This window comes from Mannheimia varigena (assembly GCF_013377235.1).
GTDB classification, from domain to species: domain Bacteria; phylum Pseudomonadota; class Gammaproteobacteria; order Enterobacterales; family Pasteurellaceae; genus Mannheimia; species Mannheimia varigena.
In genome coordinates this window covers 186,863-204,657 of record NZ_CP016226.1, presented here as the reverse complement: position 1 = coordinate 204,657, position 17,795 = coordinate 186,863, and the positions used below count along the sequence as shown (strand labels likewise).

Below are 17,795 nucleotides of genomic sequence, written 5' to 3'. Positions count from 1 at the left end.
TAGCCTAGCTCAGCGTAGCCACACTAGGCTCATTAATTATCTATTCTTCGTCTGACACTTGCTCTTCGGCTTCATCATCTGCAAAATTTTCGTCCATTTCAACCGCTTGTTGAGCCAGCAATTCCGGCGTGGTGGCTTCACCCTCACGAATTAAGCGTAATTGAGCTTCTCGTGGATCATCACCTGTACGTACATCGGCACCGAAGCGGAAGACCGACTCAGAAATCACAAATTTTTTGCTGTTTTGCTCGCCCACTCGGGTAATAATGCCGATACGAGCCAAGCGGCGTAATGCTCCGCCCACTTTTTCTGCTAATTTAGCGCGGTCTAAATCTGAACCGGTTGAACGTGGATTAACCGCTTTCAATAATTTACTTTCGTCCGCTAAACTTAATAGCTCTTCGTAAACGTCATCTTGGCTGAAAATACCTTGTTGAGCCAAGCGTTCCGGACTTAAATAAAGATAGCACAATACTTTGCCGACTAACATTTCCATTTCCGACATCGCCGAACGGGCAATCAGCGTCGAGGCTTTCGGGCGAAGATAGAAAAATCCTTCCGGCGCACGGATTAATTCAACGTGGTAACGGCGGTAAAAGCTCTCTAACTCTGCTTGGAAATCCATTAAAAAAGCGTGTTGGTCAAGCTGTTCGGTGTTGATATGACGACCGGCACGCAGTTGGCTGTCCAGCTCAGGGAAAATCGGATTAGCAATCGCCAGGGCTAATTTTGGCGAAATCACATTTTGGATATTGTCTGTCATCTTCTATTCTCTTTTTAAATTTGTAAAATTTTACGCAAAAACGACCGCTTGTTACTTGTTGTATTGGTCGATTACATTCGCCTGCACTTCCGCACCACGGTCGTTAATTGCCTGCCAGTGTGGGTAAACGGCTTGGTTGTCTTGGCTTGCCATACCGAGTTTGACGGCTTGATCCACAATAATGCGAGCTACATCGAAATGACGACTTTCCGGGAACATCGCTAACTGCTCTCGCAAAATCGCCCCTAAATCAATCGGTTTGCCTTCGGCACGGAACGGAGCTAAGTGAGCTTGCATTGTAGCGATAATTTGATCTTGAACATCAGAGAGCGATTCATATTCCAATTCGCTAGGCAATTCACCCACGGACTCTGCCTCGTTCAGTATCGCTTCATCGTCACGCAAATCAAGCAAGGAATCCGCTTTAGCGGTGTAAAGCAGCCACGGATTGTTGTAATAATCTTGGATAGATTGACGCAAACGTTGCCCAAACACTCGATTTTTGTCCATATCAATAGCAGTTCGGATAAATTTATGCACGTGGCGGTCGTAGCCGATCCAAAGATCGATCGCTTGCTGCCCCCAGCTAATAATGCGGTCTAATTTATTCTGTAAATTGACAATCAGCTGGTCGATAAAATCCAAATCATCACGACCAATTAAGCAACCTTGAATACGTAAAAGTTGGGCTTGTAATTTGTCGCCGGCAGCATTGAGCGTATCTTGCAACTCACGCAAATTGCCCGAGGTTTCGTCAAGCAATCTCTCGCAACTCATAATCGCATCATGCCAGTTTTGGCTTAACAACTCGGCAATTCGCTCACGAATTTGTTGCTGGTTTTCGTCCATAATACGCTGCGAAAGATCGATGCTGTCAAAAATTTCCGCCACCGAATATTTCAATGGAGCAAACACATTATTCCGCCAGAAACGCTCATCTTTCGCCTCCGCTGTTCCCTCTTCTGCCGCCACCGAGGCACGCTGAATTTCGTCCGCCACAATAGAGAGCTGAATCGAAAGGCGAAGCGTGGAAAATTCACGCTGACGAACGTAGTAATCGGAAATACCAACACCCAAAGGCGTAACACGATAAATCGCTAACCCTTCAGTAAATTCGCTACTGAAGCGGTTTAATAATTTCTGCTTGACGAGATCATTAATTGCATTATTGGCACGCTGCGTAAAGGTAGCATCAGAATGCTCAAACGCCGTTGAAACATAGCGGAAAAGATCCACAAGATCGCTTTCAAGCAATTCGCCATCCGTCTGCTCTTGATTATAAATAGAGATAGCAAGCAAGAAAGCTAAGCGGTCTGAGGAAAGGGAAAGAGAAAACTCACGATCTTTCGTCCACGAAATGAGTTCTGGAATAGTTTGTGCCAATTCGTTCTGCATACGGCGTAATCTTTGATTTAATATAAAGTAGAAAAATAGTTCACATTGTAACTGAATGGAAGACAAATGGGAATGGAAGGATAAAATGCAAACCTTAATTTTTACAAACTACCCTAACTATTTATAATACTTTCTCAACAATTTCACACTATCTTCAAATATACAAGCGGTTATATTTTCTCAATTTTTTGCAAATCGCTAATTTTCTGCACCAAGCCCGCCAAACTTTCCGCCTGCATTTTTTCCATCACACTGGCACGATGCACTTCCACTGTTCTAACGGAAATCGCCAATTTATCGGCAATTTGTTTGTTAATATAGCCCTGCATAATATACGGCACTAAATTCCGCTCTTTTTCCGTCAATTTCGCGTAATTTTGCGAAATTACCCGAATTTTAACCGCTTGTTCGCTCACTTTTCCTGCTGCTGACAACACTTGTTTTAACTGCTCAAACCCGACAGGTTTTTGCAGAAAATCTACCGCCCCGTTTTTCAGCTCACGCACCGCCATTGGTACATCACCGTGGGCGGTTATAATCACCACCGCCAGCGTGGATTCGGCTTCCCGTAGTTTTTGATGTACCTGCTGACCATCTAACAACGGCATACGAATATCCAGTAACACCGCACCGAGTTGGTGCAAGTCCGCCTGCTCGATAAATTCCACGCTGTTTTGCCAAGTTTTGATCGGCAGGTTGAGAGGAGCGAGTAGAAATGCCAAGGCATCTAAAATCGTTTCGTCATCATCAAGAATGTGAATTTGCATTTTGTTTTTCCATTATTTTTCCCTGCACGAGTCGTGCAGAGTTATTACATCTGAGCTACTCCGTAGCTCTCTATCATTTAGTCGCGGAGCGACTAGGATTATTTAGCCTAGTACGGCTCGTACTAGGTCGGATTACGAGGTATTGATAGTGTGACCCTTGCCCCTTTCTCGCCATTACTCAACACAATATCACCACCAATCGACTGCATCAGCCGTTGGCATAGCACCAAGCCTAAGCCCAGCCCGTGCGGTTTGTCGGTACGGAAGGGGGCGAAGGGGAAGGCGAGTTGGGCGTCGGAGAAACCGCCGCCGTTGTCTTCAATTTCAATCGCCAAGCCGTTTTCTTGCGGTCGCAGGCGGACGGCAATTTCGCTCGCTCCCGTTTGCAGGGCGTTGAGCAGGCAGTTGGTCAGCACCTGTTCGAGCAAGGTGGCGTGAATTTCAAGGCGGTAGAGGCGGTCGGCGTGGAGCTGAATATGGGCATTTTGCCGATTTTCCACCGCCACAAATTCGATCACTTTTGCAATTAATTCGTTTAAAACCACCGCTTGCGGGGCGGTTTGCGGGCGGTTTTGCACCCAGTTGCGGATCGTCTGCATCGTATTCACGCAACGATCTACCTGCACGATAATTTTCGCCAAAATCTGGCGGGCGTAGCCGTCTTCGCTCTGATTTTTCAAGCCTTCGGCGTACATTCGGATTGCCGAAAGCGGTTGTTTCAGCTCGTGGGCGAAGCCGGAGGTCATCTCGCCAAGCAGACTGAGACGGTCGGCTCGGGCAAGTTCCTGTTGATACTGTTGCATCTCTCGGTGTGCCGCCTGCAACGCCTTGCTTTTGCGATAGACCTGATAGCGTAGCCCCGCCAAGTTGAGTAGGATAAAACCGGCGACTGCCAACAGCCCGAATTTGTTGAGCAAAATCCAGTCCTGCACCGTTGCCCACAGGCTTTTTTGTTGCGGGTGGCGATACAGCTCACGCAAAATCAGGTCTGCTTGAAACGAAGAAAACGGCGGTGTCCAACGGGGCAAATCGGGCGACTGGCTCGCCAAAAGTGCGGTCGAAATTTGGGCAGCAAGGGCGTTCGGCACATTCGGCATCGCCCCTAGCGACCAGTTCGGCAGTAACTCGGTGCTTGCCTCACAACCCTGTGCCTGCGGATTTTGCAAAATTAAGCGGAAATCCGACCGCTTGATCTTGCCCTCTTTCGCCAATTCTTCCATTAAACAGACCGGGGCTATCGCCGCCTCAACCTGATTTTCTGCCAATAAAAACAAGGTGTTATCCACCGGAAAGCCGGAAAACCGCACATCAAAATCCCGGCTCTGTCGCATTCCTTGCCGATGAAATTCGTAGTAGCCGAGCAGAAAACCGCCGAACGCATCGTTATCCACCGCACTCAGGGTTTTGCCTTTCAAATCGGTCAGGCGTTGATAAGGGCTGTCGGCACGCACCCAAATGCTACTACCGACCGCCCCACCGTCCGCCGAATGAGGGCTGTTGAGCGTCGCCAACCAGCGGACATTCTGCCGACTTAAATAGAAAAACTGGGCTTGGTTGGTCAGCAAAAAATCCAACCCCGCCCGACTGTTCGCCTCACCCAAGCCCAACGGCACAAGCTCAAACCGCTCATTTGGAAACTGCCCGTTCAACCAATCCACCCAAGGTTGCCAGTGAGTGCGGGTATAGGCTTCCCCACGCTGGGCTAGAATGCCGATTTGGTAGGTATAAGCAAGGGCAGTTTGACAAAAGAAAAATAGAGCGAGAAATATGTATTTTATTTTCACAATACTAAATAAACCTATGATAAAAAATAAGGTCAAAACTTTGCAAATTTTGACCTTATTTTTTATAAATTTAATCCATAGAATTCTTGCACAGTTTCTTTCTTATACAAATTTTTATCTGTTGTAATAATGTTAATTTTTTCGCTCTCTGAAATTTTGATTTTTTTCAGTTCTTCAATCAAATCATCGTATTCAGAAGTATGAGCAAGAATAAATTTATCTATGCCCATATAACTATTTTCTGCTTTACGCCTTGCCGAAACTTCTTGCTCGGACATTGTCAAAACATAACATTTAGCTTCTCTATGAACATACTTAGTTGCCATTGCTTCAAGATCAGCTTGTTTCCAACGCTCTCTTAAACTTGTTTTTGCACTAATTGTAATAGGTGTCTTACGATTATAAAGTACAATATCTAAAATGACATTTGGGACAAATGCAAGTTTCGCCTGAACATAAATAGGTTCTATATTTTCCCTAAGCAAAGATATAACTAAAAGTTCCTCAAAAATTGCCCCGTTCATATTATTATTTGAAGGAAACTTTTGATTGTATTTATTCCAATAGTGGCTAATAAACTCACTAGGTTTCCAGCTTGGATTTATTGGTTCATCTTCTATAAGTTTTCTAACTATTTCTACCTTTTGCAATTCATCTTTTTTAGCCATTTAAAGCTCCTTTTAATAAATTAATTATATTATATGCTACAGCCTTCACTGCTGGAACTGCCACTGAATTTCCAAATTGTTTATATGCGGAAGCATCGGCAACCGGAATGATATAACTGTCCGGAAAACCCTGCAATCTCGCCCATTCTCTCGGTGTCATTTTTCGGATACCTTCACGATTTACTTCTCCTTTTATATTTGTTGTCGGAGTAAAATCTGTGATGCGATGATCAATTACTAAGTTTCTTTCACGCCCCATTCCTCCGACAACAATAGCATTTGCTATACCGTTATCCGGAATAATTTCATAACCAAAGCCGTTGCCCTTACTTTCGTGACGTGCCTTATGTTTTCTCAATGTATCAACATATTGGGTAGAAAGATAATATTTTGTAGGTACAGTTTCTTTCTCTCGAATATCAATAAAAGATGTTTTTATTCCTGTTGGTTTCGGATATTCAAACTCTGTTATCATTGTATTTTTATGGAAGCCTACAATAAAAATTCTTTCACGGTTTTGCGGTACACCAAAATCCTTTGCATTGATAATTTTAGGTTCAGGAACAAAATAACCTAAATCTTCACGCAATACATTTAAAATAGTTTTTAATGTTCTTCCTTTATCGTGATTTGTCAGCCCTTTCACATTTTCAAGAAAAAAGGCTTTCGGCTGATGTCGGCGAATAATTTCCGCCACATCAAAAAATAATGTTCCACGAGTATCTTCAAATCCACCACGCTTACCTGCAATCGAAAAAGCCTGGCAAGGGAAACCCGCACAAAGTACATCAAATTTAGCAGGAATATAGCTTTTGGTTTCTTCGCTGGTTATATCTCCGTAAGGCGTCTCTCCGAAATTTGCTTTATAGGTTTGTTGTGCCTTCTCATCCCATTCACTTGAAAACACACATTCTCCGCCTAAATTTTGCATAGCGATACGAAAACCACCGATTCCGGCAAACAGATCAATAAAAGTAAATTTTTTCTCTTTATTAGGAGGAAATGCAGTATGATCTAGAAAAAGATCATATTGTCCTGCCGGTTCTTCTACTTTCAATGCTTCTGGCATTTTATTTTTCTTGCTTGATTTCATCTATAACTCTCTTAACTTCCAATGCTTTAGCCAAAGGCTCTTTTACAACCTCTTTTCCCCAAAAACGGAGGATTTTCCAACTACTCTTTAATAGTATTTCAGTAACTTCCCGATCTCTTTCCATATTTCGTTCAATTTTGGTAATCCAAAATTCTTGATTGCTCTTTATATCGTTTTTACGAATTTCCCAATCTTTTCCGTGCCAAAATTCACCATCAACAAATACGGCAACTTTATATTTTTTGAAACTGAAATCAGGTTTCCCAAAGATATTTTTATCATTTTTCCGATAACGTAATCCCAAGCTCCACAAAGCTTTTCCCAATAACACTTCGGGTTTTGTACCCTTATTTTTACTTGCCTGCATACATTTTCGGCGTTGTTCGGGGGTTAATTTATCCATACAATCAAATTTGAACGTTTAGGAATGCTGTAAATTCTACCATATAGAAAAACGATAAAGAACGATAGAATAGAGAATTGTAAATTTTTGTACAAAAGCAACCGCTTCCCTCCCCTTGACCCAAATCAAACTTCCCCCCGATATGTGGAAAACCACAATACCCACCCAATCTGCCCGTTTCTACAATACCCTCGTTGATTTTTTTATGATTGTGGGGACGTATGGATATTACGAAACGATTATTTTTGAAGTCCGCCTTAACCGTGGGGGCGGCGGCGATGCCGTTGGCTCAGGCGAAGGCGTTTATGCCTGACCGTCGTGACGGTGACGGGGCGAAACGCTACGGAATGTTGATCGATTTACGCAAATGTATCGGCTGTCAGGCTTGCACGGTGAGCTGTTCGGTAGAAAACGCCACGCCGTTACACAGCTTCCGCACCACAGTGCGTCAGTATGAAATCACCAACGGTCAGCAGGTGGCGAATAATGTGGTGTTACCTCGCCTGTGTAACCACTGCGACCAACCGCCGTGCGTGCCGGTCTGTCCGGTACAGGCGACCTTCCAACGCAAAGATGGGATTGTGGTGATCAATAATGAGCAGTGTATCGGCTGTGGCTACTGCGTGCAGGCGTGTCCGTACGATGCCCGTTTTATCAATGAAGAGACCAAAACCGCCGATAAATGCACCTTCTGCTCGCACCGTTTAGAGGCAGGTTTACTCCCTGCGTGTGTGGAAAGTTGCGTGGGTGGAGCAAGGGTGATTGGCGATTTGAACGATCCGAAAAGCCAAATTTCTCAACTTTATCAACAACATAAAGACGAGTTGAAAGTGCTAAAACCGGAATCCGGCACGATTCCGCACGTCTTTTATTTGGGGCTGGACGAGGCGTTTGTGAGCAAAGTCGATGGCCAACCGATGCTTTGGACGGGGGAGGCGTAAAATGATTCGTGAAGTATTAGTCGAACCGCAACATATTGTTTGGTTGCCGTGGATTGTCAATTATTTCTTCTTTGTCGGCGTGGCGGCAACGGCGGTATTCACGGCGGTGCTGTTTGCAAAAAAAGCCCAGAAACCGACCGCTTTCGAACAATCGGCGGTGTTGATCGCCTTTATCGGCTCAATTATCGCTCCGGTGGCTCTGACTGCTGACCTGCACCAGCCAAGCCGAATTCTGCATTTCTACACCGATTTTGCGTGGTGGTCGCCGATGGCGTGGGGGGCGATTATTCTGCCTCTGTTTAGCGTGGCAGTTGCCGGCTATTTCGTGCTGACCTTGGCACACAACGCCCGCCCGAACCTGCCAAAATGGCTGGCGTGGCTCAATCTGCCATTCTTACGCAGTCAAGGCTTGCTCTGGGCATTCCGCCTGTTTTCGGTACTCACCGCCGTTGGCATTATCGGCTACACCGTGCTTGAAACCTACCAAACCGGCACCAGAGCCTTGTGGCACAGTGCGTGGCTGTTGCCGATTATGCTGTTCTCAGCGTGGGCGGTGGCGTTGGGATTGACTCGCTTTATTACACGTAGGGACGCAATGCTTGCGTCCACGGACACACGCAGTGTGTCCCTACAAATCTTGTTAATTTTAACCGCACTTTCTGTTGTTGGCCTTGCATTCAGCAGTGAAACTGCCCAACGTGATTTCGCCCTGCTTTTCAACGGCTCCATCACTGCCTATCTCACCGGTCTCTGCTGGCTGATAGCCTTGATTTGCAGTTTTCTCGGCAAAAACCACCGCTTGCAATGGCTCGGCGTGGTCGCTCTCTTCGGCTTCGGCTGGTGGCTACGTTGGGTATTGGTGATCCAAACCCAAACTATTGCCAAAACCAATGCCTTACAAAATCCATATCATTTTGATTGGTTCGCCGTTGATGGCGGATTAGGGATTGTGTCGATTTTTGGATTGGCGGTTTTAGTCAGCGTGGTTGTATGGCAACTGAATGTGATGATTTGTGGGGAAAAGAAAAATGAACAATAAACGTAGAAATTTATTAAAAGGCGGCCTAGCCCTTGGTGGGGCGGCAGCGTTTGGGGCGGGGTATGCGCCGAAGGTGTCGGAGATTGCCAAAGGGGTGATGCACGGCACTTCGGGCGAGAAAACCCGTGATCCGATTCACGGCAATTCGCTTGTGCCGGAATATCAGGTGATTGAAGGCAAGCTGTTGAGCAATCCTGATCAAATCGTGTGCAACACGCAGTGTATGGGCTGTTGGACGCAGTGTGGCGTGCGGGCGAGGGTCGATTTGAAAACCAATCAAGTTATCCGCATTTCGGGCAATCCGTACCACCCGTTATCGAGCGATAAAACCCTGCCGTTCGGTATGCCGATTGCCAAGGCGGAAGTGTTGCTGGCGGGCGAAAGCGGGATTGAAAACCGTTCGACCGCTTGCGCGCGTGGGGCGGCATTTTTGGACAGCATCAATAGTCCGTATCGCATTACTCAGCCGTTGAAACGTGTCGGCAAACGGGGTGAGGGCAAGTGGCAGACGATTAGCTTTGAGCAGTTAGTGGAAGAAGTGGTGAATGGCGGTAATCTGTTCGGCGAGGGCGAAGTGGAGGGCTTGAAAGCCATTCGCAACCTGCAAGAGCCGATCAACCCGAAACAGCCCGATTTAGGCGTGAAAGCCAACCAACTGCTAGTCACCTTTGCCGGCCCGGAAGGTCGTCAGCCGTTGTTGCAACGCTTTGCCCAACGCAGTTTCGGCACAATCAACTTCTCCCAACACGGAGCGTATTGTGGGGCTTCCTACCGTAACGGTTCGGGGGCGTTTATGAAAGATTTCGAGAACAATCAGCACGCCAAACCGGACTGGGATCACGCCGAATTTATCCTGTTTATCGGCACATCGCCGGCACAGTCGGGCAACCCGTTCAAACGTCAAGCCCGTCAGCTTGCCAAACGCCGTCCGGACGACAATTTCAGCTATGTAGTAGTCGCTCCACGCTTGGAGATGACTTCTACCCTCGCCACCCAAAACAACAACTGGGTGCCAATTAAGCCCGAAGGCGATTTAGCCTTGGTGATGGGGATGTTGCGTTGGATTATCGAAAACGACCGTTTCAACGCCGACTATCTCTCTCGCCCAAGCCTGTCGGCGATGAGCCAAGCCAACCACGCCAGCTACTGCAACGCTTCGCATTTGATTGTGGCGGACGAAAAACACCCGAAATTCGGGCAGGCGTTACGCATTACCGATCTGCAAGCAGTGCAACTCGACCCCGAAGATAAAGTGGAAGAGAATGCGATGGTGGTGAAAGATCAGGCAACCGGCGAGCTGGTGGCAGCGAAAGATTGCTTACAAGCGGTCATTTTTGTTGATGAAATGGCAAAATTGTTGGACGGCACGGAAGTACGGGTCAAATCCTCAATGCAGTTGCTGAAAGAGTCCGCCCAACAAAAAACCTTAGCGGAATACAGCGAGATCTGTGGCGTGCCGGTGCAAGTGATTCAAAACTTGGCGAAAAAATTCACCTCGCACGGTCACAAAGCCAACGCCATTACCCACGGCGGCACAATGCATAGCACCGGTTTCTATACCAGTTGGGCGATTTTGTTGCTGAATGCGATGGTCGGCAATATGAACAAAAAAGGCGGAATGTCGGTCTGGGCGGGTAAATTCAAAGATTTCGGCGATGGCCCACGCTACGATTTGGCGAACTTCCCGAACCAAGTGAAACCGAAAGGCACGAACCTTGCCCGCAGTAAAAAAGCCTACGAAAATTCAAGCGAATACAAGCAGAAAGTGGCGAAGGGCGAAAATCCGTATCCGGCAAAAGGGGCGTGGTATCCGTTCACCGGCGGGCAAACTACCGAAATGTTCACTTCAATGGTGCAGGGCTATCCATATTCGGCGAAGGCGTGGATCAGCCATATGACCAATCCGGTTTATGGCTTGGGGGCGATGAATGCCTTGGCGGTGGAGCAGTTAAAAGATCCGAAAATCCTACCGCTCTTTGTGGCGATTGATGCCTTTATGAACGAAACCACCGCACTGGCGGACTACATCGTGCCGGATACGCACAACTTCGAGAGCTGGGGCTTTTCAACGCCGTGGGGCGGTGTGCCGACCCGAGCCAGCACCGCTCGCCACCCGATTGTACCGTCTAAAAATGCCAAAACCGCTGAGGGCGACACGGTCTGTATGGAAGCCTTTGTGATTGCAGTGGCGAAGAAAATGGGCTTGCCGGGCTTTGGCGAGAATGCGATTGCCGACCTTGACGGCAACACCTATCCGCTCAACCGTTCGGAAGATTATTTTCTGCGTGCGGCGGCGAACGTTGCGTTTGTCGGCGAAAAACCGGCGCCCGATGCCAGCGAGCAAGATCTGCTTTTAACCGGCGTACAACGCTTGATGCCGACCTTGCAACAGACGCTGAAAGCCGAAGAAGTGCTGAAAGTGGCGAATGTCTATTGCAAAGGCGGTCGTTTTGCCCCGCACGAGTCCGCGTGGAAAGAGGATAATATGGGCTTCCAATGGAAAAACTGCTTGCAGATTTGGAACGAAACCGTCTCAAAAGCCCGCCACCACAGCAACGGCGAGCGTTATCTCGGCTGCCCAAGCTATATGCCACCACGTTTTGCGGACGGCTCGACCCTCGAACAGCACTATCCGCAATCGGAATGGGGCTTCAAGCTGATTTCGTTTAAATCGAACATTATGAGTAGCGTCATTCCGCAGTTGCGACTGTTTTCGATCAAGCCCGAAGGCATTGTGGCAATGCACAGCGAAGATGCCAAAGAGCGAGGCATTAAGCACGGCGATTTAGTCAAACTCAGCACTCCTGCTGCCAGCCTGAACGTACAAATTATGGTACTGGACGGCCTTGCCCGAGGCACGATTGCGATTGAGCACGGCTACGGCCATAAGCAACACGGGGCAACTGCCTACTCGATTAACGGCGTGGAAGTGCCGGCTCACCCGATGATTCAAAAAGGGATTAACTTGAATGATTTAGCGATTGTGGATCATACCAGAACCGTGAAATCCCCAATGCTCGATTGGGTATGTGGCTCTGCTGTGCGGAATGGAATTCCTGCGAAAGTAGAAAAAATTGCCTAATTAAAACGTACAAGCGGTCGGTTTTGCAGAATTTCTTGCAAAACCGACCGCTTGTATTTTAAATATAAACGATTAGAGGATTTTTTTAGCTTCGTAGAAGCTACTCTACAATCTCCACCGTAGAATTAGTACTTAATCCCCTCACTAATTGTGATCCTTTTCTTGCACGTTCGCCGCGGTAGTTGTCGATATCGCTTGGTTTGAGCGTAATTTTGCGTTTTCCGGACACAAACACGAGAGATTGTGCCGGTTTAATCACCAATAAACGAGCAAGGTACTCATCCCCCAATTTTGCCGCTACTGCGGAAATATTGATGATTTTATTGCCTTTACCTTTCGATAATTCAGGTAATTCGCTCACAGGGAACACCAACATTCTGCCGACATTACTCATCGCCACTAGCGATAAATTTTCATCGTTTTCCAATAATTGCGGCGGCAGCACTTTTGCATTTTCTGTTAAAGAAATGACCGCTTTCCCTGCTTTGTTGCGAGAAACCAGATCTTCAAAGGTACAAATAAAGCCGTAACCTGAATCTGATGCCATCAGCACTTTAGTGTCTGAATTTGCCATTAGCACTTGCTGAATGGTTGCCCCTTCAGGTAAGGTGATTTTGCCTGTCAGTGGTTCACCCTGTGAACGTGCCGATGGTAATGAAGTCGGATCTAACGCATAAGCTCGCCCTGTGCTGTCTAAAAAGACTACTGGTTGATTACTTCTGCCTCGTGCGTGGGCGAGATAGCCATCACCGGCACGGTAGCTTAAGCCTTCGACCTCAATATCGTGTCCTTTGGCACAACGTACCCAGCCTTTTTCCGAGAGGATCACTGTTACATCTTCAGTTGGGGTTAAATCACTTTCGGCAATCGCTTTCGATTCAGCACGCTCCACTAATGGCGAACGACGAGGGCTGGCGAAGGTTTTCGCATCTGCCTGAATCTCTTTTTTGATTAAGCTGTTTAAACGGCGTTCCGAGCCTAAAATCAGTTGCAGTTCATCACGCTCTTTTTCAAGCTCTGATTTTTCCGCTTGTAATTGGTGTTCTTCCAATTTTGCCAAGTGGCGTAAGCGGAGGTTTAAAATCGCTTCAGCTTGAATATCGGTCAAATTAAAGCGTGCCATTAATTCTGCTTTCGGCTCATCTTCGTTGCGGATAATCTCAATCACTTCATCAATATTCAAAAAGGCGATCATCAAGCCGTCTAAAATATGCAAACGGCTTAAAATTTTATCCAAACGATAATTTAAGCGGCGAGTGACTGTTGTGCGGCGGAATGTGAGCCATTCTGTTAAAATCGTCAGTAAATTTTTTACTGCCGGCTTGCCGTCTAAGCCAATCATATTCATATTGACTCGATAACTTTTTTCCAGATCGGTCGTGGCAAAAAGATGATCCATTAAGGCTTCAAAATCAATGCGATTTGAGCGTGGCACAATCACAATACGAATCGGGTTTTCGTGGTCAGATTCATCACGAATATCATCCACCATCGGTAATTTTTTATTCCGCATTTGAGTGGCAATTTGCTCGATAATTTTGGATGGCGAGGCTTGGTGCGGTAAAGCGGAAATCACAATTTCGCCCTCTTCTTTTTTCCACACCGCACGCATTTTAATCGAACCACGACCTTGCTCATACATTTTTGCAATTTCTGCTTTTGGCGTGATAATTTCTGCCTCAGTTGGGTAATCCGGCCCTTGTACAACTGTCAAAATATCGTCTAAGGTGGCGTTTGGGTTATCCAATAACATCACGCTCGCATCAGCAAGTTCATTGATATTATGCGGCGGAATATCCGTTGCCATTCCCACCGCAATCCCCATCGTACCGTTAAGCAAAATATGTGGCAAACGAGCTGGTAAATATTTAGGCTCTTCCAACGAACCATCAAAATTCGGCTGATAATCAACTGTTCCTTGCCCCAATTCGCCTAACAATACTTCTGCGATTTTAGAGAGTTTGGATTCGGTATAACGCATTGCGGCGAAGGATTTCGGATCGTCCGGTGCACCCCAGTTCCCCTGTCCATCAACCAATGGATAGCGATAAGAGAACGGCTGAGCCATTAACACCATTGCCTCATAACAGGCACTGTCGCCGTGTGGGTGGAATTTACCTAACACATCCCCCACCGTTCTAGCGGATTTTTTATATTTTGCCGAGGCGTTTAAGCCTAATTCCGACATTGCATAGATGATACGGCGTTGCACAGGTTTTAAGCCATCACCGATAAACGGCAATGCCCTGTCCATAATTACATACATTGAATAATTGAGGTAAGCGTCTTCGGTAAAACGCTTAATCGGCATCTGTTCAATGCCTTCATAATTGATTTCAGTCGTCATTTCTAATTTATTCTTATTGGAAAAATGAGCGTTATTTTCTACGATTTAACGATTTTAGTCTAGCTTGAAACGCAAGCGGTCATTTTTGTTTATCATTTTGCAAAAAATCATCAAAAAATAACCGCTTGCATAAGCAAAAAATAGGCGATTTTTTATGAAAACTTCTGTACAATAGACAAGTTTTATTTTTTACATTGAGAGGCGGCTATCAAAAATTCTTTTAGTGTTTGAGAGTTTTTTTGCTAGTCGCAATTTAGAAAAATAAAACGAAAATAATAGTAAATTCTTAAAAGGAAAACAGAATGACTCCAATTGTTAAACAATTTAAATACGGTCAGCATACCGTAACATTAGAAACAGGTGCTATCGCACGCCAAGCAACGGCGGCAGTAATGGCAAGTATGGACGATACAACCGTATTTGTTACCGTTGTGGCAAAAAAAGATGTGAAAGAAGGTCAAGATTTCTTCCCATTAACAGTAGATTACCAAGAGCGTACTTACGCGGCAGGTCGCATCCCGGGTGGTTTCTTCAAACGTGAAGGTCGTCCATCTGAAGGCGAAACTTTAGTGGCACGACTTATCGACCGCCCTGTTCGCCCATTATTCCCAGAAGGTTTCTTTAATGAAATTCAAGTAATTGCAACCGTCGTATCGGTAAACCCACAAATCAGCCCAGACTTAGTGGCAATGATTGGTGCTTCAGCAGCATTATCATTATCAGGCGTGCCATTTAACGGCCCAATCGGTGCAGCTCGTGTTGGTTTCATTAACGATCAATTCGTATTAAACCCAACCACTTCAGAACAAAAAATCAGTCGTTTAGATTTAGTGGTTGCAGGTACTGATAAAGCCGTATTAATGGTGGAATCTGAGGCGGATATTTTAACTGAAGAGCAAATGCTTTCTGCGGTAGTGTTCGGTCATCAGCAACAACAAGTGGTAATTGAGAACATTAAAGAGTTCGTAAAAGAAGCGGGCAAACCACGTTGGGATTGGACTGCACCGGCTCCAAATACTGATTTGATCAACAAAGTGAAAGCCTTAGCTGAAGCTCGTATCGGTGATGCTTACCGCATTACTGAAAAACAAGCTCGTTATGAGCAAATTGATGCGATTAAAGCAGAAGTGATCGCAACCCTAACAGCAGAAGATGAAACCGTATCTGAGGGTGCAATCGTTGATATTATTACTTCGCTAGAAAGCTCAATCGTTCGTAGCCGTATCATCGCAGGTGAACCTCGTATTGACGGTCGTACTGTGGATACTGTTCGTGCGTTAGATATTTGCACTGGTGTATTACCTCGTACTCACGGTTCTGCAATCTTCACTCGTGGCGAAACTCAAGCGTTAGCGGTGGCCACTTTAGGTACAGAGCGTGATGCTCAAATCATTGATGAATTAACGGGCGAAAAATCAGACCGTTTCTTATTCCACTACAATTTCCCTCCATATTCTGTGGGAGAAACCGGCCGTATCGGCTCGCCAAAACGCCGTGAAATCGGTCACGGTCGTTTAGCAAAACGTGGTGTGTTAGCGGTAATGCCAACGGCGGAAGAGTTCCCGTATGTAGTACGTGTAGTTTCAGAAATTACTGAATCAAACGGTTCATCTTCAATGGCATCTGTTTGTGGTGCATCACTGGCGTTAATGGACGCAGGCGTGCCAATTAAAGCAGCTGTTGCAGGTATCGCAATGGGCTTAGTGAAAGAAGATGATAAATTCGTGGTTCTTTCAGATATCTTAGGTGATGAAGACCACTTAGGCGATATGGACTTCAAAGTAGCCGGTACTCGCAATGGTGTTACGGCACTACAAATGGATATTAAAATTGAAGGTATCACGCCTGAAATTATGCAAATTGCGTTAAACCAAGCAAAAGGTGCTCGTATGCACATTTTAAGCGTAATGGAACAAGCAATTCCTGCTCCACGTTCAGATATTTCTGACTACGCTCCACGTATTCACACGATGAAGATCGATCCGAAGAAAATCAAAGATGTGATTGGTAAAGGTGGTGCAACTATCCGTGCATTAACCGAAGAAACCAATACTTCAATTGATATTGATGATGACGGTACAGTGAAAATTGCCGCAACTGACGGCAACGCAGCGAAAGCAGTAATGGCTCGTATCGAAGAAATTGTAGCAGAAGTGGAAGTAAACCAAATCTACAACGGTAAAGTAACCCGTGTTGTTGATTTCGGTGCATTTGTGTCAATCCTAGGCGGTAAAGAGGGCTTAGTTCACATTTCACAAATTACTAACGAGCGTGTAGAGCGTGTAGCGGATTACCTACAAGTTGGTCAAGAGGTACAAGTGAAGGTGGTAGAAATCGACCGTCAAGGTCGCATCCGCTTAACAATGAAAGATCTTAACAACACAAATTCAGAAGTGAATGCAGAAGAAACTGTATCTGAAGAGGTTGTAGCAACAGAACAAGAGAATATTTAGTTCTGAATTATAAAGGTGAATAACGGACTTTATATTGTCCGTTATTCAGTTTTTTAGTGTTCCTTAATAAGGATATTCAGTGATGGCACAACTGTTTAAGTTGTTTCGAATCCGTTTCTTTTTACTTAATTTAATTTCTGTTTTAGTGCTAACAGGATGTACAGGTCGTTATTCTGATTTAGTCTCTATAAAGAACTTAGCATTAGCAGAACTTAATCCTCAACTTCGTTTTGAACAAGAAGCGATGATGGTAAGGCTTAGTCAAGTATTGGAAGAAGCTCCATTAACGCCAACTGAACAAGCCGATCTCTATTTTGAGAGAGGGGTTATTTACGATAGTTTAGGATTATGGTCTTTAGCTCGTTATGACTTTGCCCAAGCGATTTCGATTAACCAACGAATGGCAGCAGCTTATAACTATATGGGATTATATCTTCTGCTAGAAGGCGATTATGATAGTTCCATTGATGCCTTTAATGCTGTGTTAGAGCTAGATAATGAATATAGCTATACCTATCTAAACCGTGGATTGGCATTCTACTATAGTGGTCGCTACTCCGAATCTCAGCGTGATTTATTACGTTTTTACGAAGAAGATAAAAAAGACCCTTATCGCGTGTTATGGCTCTATTTTAATGAGCTGGAACTTACGCCAACAGAGGCTAAAAATAATTTACAAAAAAGAGCTAATGCCCTTTCTCCTGATTATTGGGGAACAAATATTGTAAATTATTTTTTAGGCAAGCTAAATTTAGCTCAACTTCGTGCTATAATGGATAGTGAAGCTAAAGAAAATAGCTCACAATATGCAGAAATACTGACAGAAACGTATTTCTATTTAGCAAAACAACAACTCAAATTAGATCATAAAGATGAGGCAATCAGCCTTTTCCGCCTTGCTTTAGCAAATCAAGTGTTTAACTTCGTTGAGTATCGTTTTGCCCTGTTTGAACTATCACAAATTCGTGGTATGACTCAAACATCTCCCATTGTTGATAAAGAATAGGGAACATTAGGACAATACAAGCGGTTGAAATTGCAAAAAAATTTGCAAAATTGA

13 protein-coding genes are annotated in these 17,795 nt (G+C 45.3%); 5 read left to right on the top strand and 8 right to left on the bottom strand.

Annotated features, from left to right (window positions below; all coding sequences use genetic code 11):
• Positions 1-40: 40 nt before the first annotated feature.
• From mukE to A6B40_RS00860, 7 genes are all read right to left on the bottom strand, one after another.
• Complete coding sequence (mukE, locus tag A6B40_RS00890) at positions 41-763, bottom strand: chromosome partition protein MukE (protein ID WP_176671289.1); 723 nt, start codon at positions 761-763, stop codon at positions 41-43.
• 51 nt (positions 764-814) lie between these two features.
• Positions 815-2,158: a chromosome partition protein MukF gene (gene mukF, locus A6B40_RS00885; protein WP_176671288.1), complete on the bottom strand. Its 1,344-nt coding sequence runs from the start codon at positions 2,156-2,158 to the stop codon at positions 815-817.
• Between the two features lie 170 nt (positions 2,159-2,328).
• Complete coding sequence (locus tag A6B40_RS00880) at positions 2,329-2,925, bottom strand: response regulator (protein WP_176671287.1); 597 nt, start codon at positions 2,923-2,925, stop codon at positions 2,329-2,331.
• 122 nt (positions 2,926-3,047) lie between these two features.
• A complete protein-coding gene (locus A6B40_RS00875; protein WP_236966878.1) occupies positions 3,048-4,703 on the bottom strand; it encodes a sensor histidine kinase in 1,656 nt (551 codons plus the stop codon).
• A 68-nt stretch (positions 4,704-4,771) separates the two neighbouring features.
• A complete protein-coding gene (locus A6B40_RS00870) occupies positions 4,772-5,377 on the bottom strand; it encodes a hypothetical protein (RefSeq protein ID WP_176671286.1) in 606 nt (201 codons plus the stop codon).
• Positions 5,370-6,446, bottom strand: a complete 1,077-nt coding sequence (locus A6B40_RS00865; RefSeq protein ID WP_176671285.1) for a DNA cytosine methyltransferase — start codon at positions 6,444-6,446, stop codon at positions 5,370-5,372. The genes A6B40_RS00870 and A6B40_RS00865 overlap by 8 nt, the downstream gene beginning before the upstream one ends.
• A gap of 1 nt (position 6,447) precedes the next feature.
• Positions 6,448-6,873, bottom strand: a complete 426-nt coding sequence (locus A6B40_RS00860) for a very short patch repair endonuclease (protein ID WP_176671284.1) — start codon at positions 6,871-6,873, stop codon at positions 6,448-6,450.
• Positions 6,874-7,094: 221 nt separating this feature from the next.
• Here A6B40_RS00860 and ttrB point away from each other — a divergent pair, with 221 nt between their 5' ends.
• Genes ttrB through A6B40_RS00845 form a run of 3 tightly spaced genes read left to right on the top strand, consistent with a single transcriptional unit; the run spans position 7,095 to position 11,935 of the window.
• A complete protein-coding gene (gene ttrB, locus A6B40_RS00855) occupies positions 7,095-7,814 on the top strand; it encodes a tetrathionate reductase subunit TtrB (protein WP_176671283.1) in 720 nt (239 codons plus the stop codon).
• A gap of 1 nt (position 7,815) precedes the next feature.
• A complete protein-coding gene (gene nrfD, locus A6B40_RS00850) occupies positions 7,816-8,853 on the top strand; it encodes an NrfD/PsrC family molybdoenzyme membrane anchor subunit (protein ID WP_176671282.1) in 1,038 nt (345 codons plus the stop codon).
• A complete protein-coding gene (locus tag A6B40_RS00845; protein WP_176671281.1) occupies positions 8,843-11,935 on the top strand; it encodes a tetrathionate reductase subunit A in 3,093 nt (1,030 codons plus the stop codon). The genes nrfD and A6B40_RS00845 overlap by 11 nt, the downstream gene beginning before the upstream one ends.
• Positions 11,936-12,035: 100 nt before the next feature.
• Here A6B40_RS00845 and parC read toward each other — a convergent pair whose 3' ends face one another.
• On the bottom strand, positions 12,036-14,282 hold the full coding sequence (parC, locus tag A6B40_RS00840; RefSeq protein ID WP_176671280.1) for a DNA topoisomerase IV subunit A: 2,247 nt from the start codon (positions 14,280-14,282) through the stop codon (positions 12,036-12,038).
• 302 nt (positions 14,283-14,584) lie between these two features.
• On the opposite strand from parC, the gene pnp reads away from it, so the two are divergent.
• A complete protein-coding gene (gene pnp, locus A6B40_RS00835) occupies positions 14,585-16,735 on the top strand; it encodes a polyribonucleotide nucleotidyltransferase (protein ID WP_176671279.1) in 2,151 nt (716 codons plus the stop codon).
• Positions 16,736-16,817: 82 nt separating this feature from the next.
• Positions 16,818-17,741 (top strand): lipoprotein NlpI, encoded by a 924-nt coding sequence (gene nlpI / locus A6B40_RS00830; protein WP_025217193.1) that lies wholly within the window; start codon positions 16,818-16,820, stop codon positions 17,739-17,741.
• The last annotated feature ends 54 nt before the right edge of the window (positions 17,742-17,795 follow it).

Excerpts from the sequence above, each read along its gene's own strand:
- mukE (WP_176671289.1), bottom strand. The coding sequence starts at position 763 with ATGACAGACAATATCCAAAATGTGATTTCGCCAAAATTAGCCCTGGCG.
- mukF (WP_176671288.1), bottom strand. The coding sequence starts at position 2,158 with ATGCAGAACGAATTGGCACAAACTATTCCAGAACTCATTTCGTGGACG.
- A6B40_RS00880 (WP_176671287.1), bottom strand. The coding sequence starts at position 2,925 with ATGCAAATTCACATTCTTGATGATGACGAAACGATTTTAGATGCCTTG.
- A6B40_RS00870 (WP_176671286.1), bottom strand. The coding sequence starts at position 5,377 with ATGGCTAAAAAAGATGAATTGCAAAAGGTAGAAATAGTTAGAAAACTT.
- A6B40_RS00865 (WP_176671285.1), bottom strand. The coding sequence starts at position 6,446 with ATGCCAGAAGCATTGAAAGTAGAAGAACCGGCAGGACAATATGATCTT.
- A6B40_RS00860 (WP_176671284.1), bottom strand. The coding sequence starts at position 6,873 with ATGGATAAATTAACCCCCGAACAACGCCGAAAATGTATGCAGGCAAGT.
- ttrB (WP_176671283.1), top strand. The coding sequence starts at position 7,095 with ATGGATATTACGAAACGATTATTTTTGAAGTCCGCCTTAACCGTGGGG.
- nrfD (WP_176671282.1), top strand. The coding sequence starts at position 7,816 with ATGATTCGTGAAGTATTAGTCGAACCGCAACATATTGTTTGGTTGCCG.
- A6B40_RS00845 (WP_176671281.1), top strand. The coding sequence starts at position 8,843 with ATGAACAATAAACGTAGAAATTTATTAAAAGGCGGCCTAGCCCTTGGT.
- parC (WP_176671280.1), bottom strand. The coding sequence starts at position 14,282 with ATGACGACTGAAATCAATTATGAAGGCATTGAACAGATGCCGATTAAG.
- pnp (WP_176671279.1), top strand. The coding sequence starts at position 14,585 with ATGACTCCAATTGTTAAACAATTTAAATACGGTCAGCATACCGTAACA.
- nlpI (WP_025217193.1), top strand. The coding sequence starts at position 16,818 with ATGGCACAACTGTTTAAGTTGTTTCGAATCCGTTTCTTTTTACTTAAT.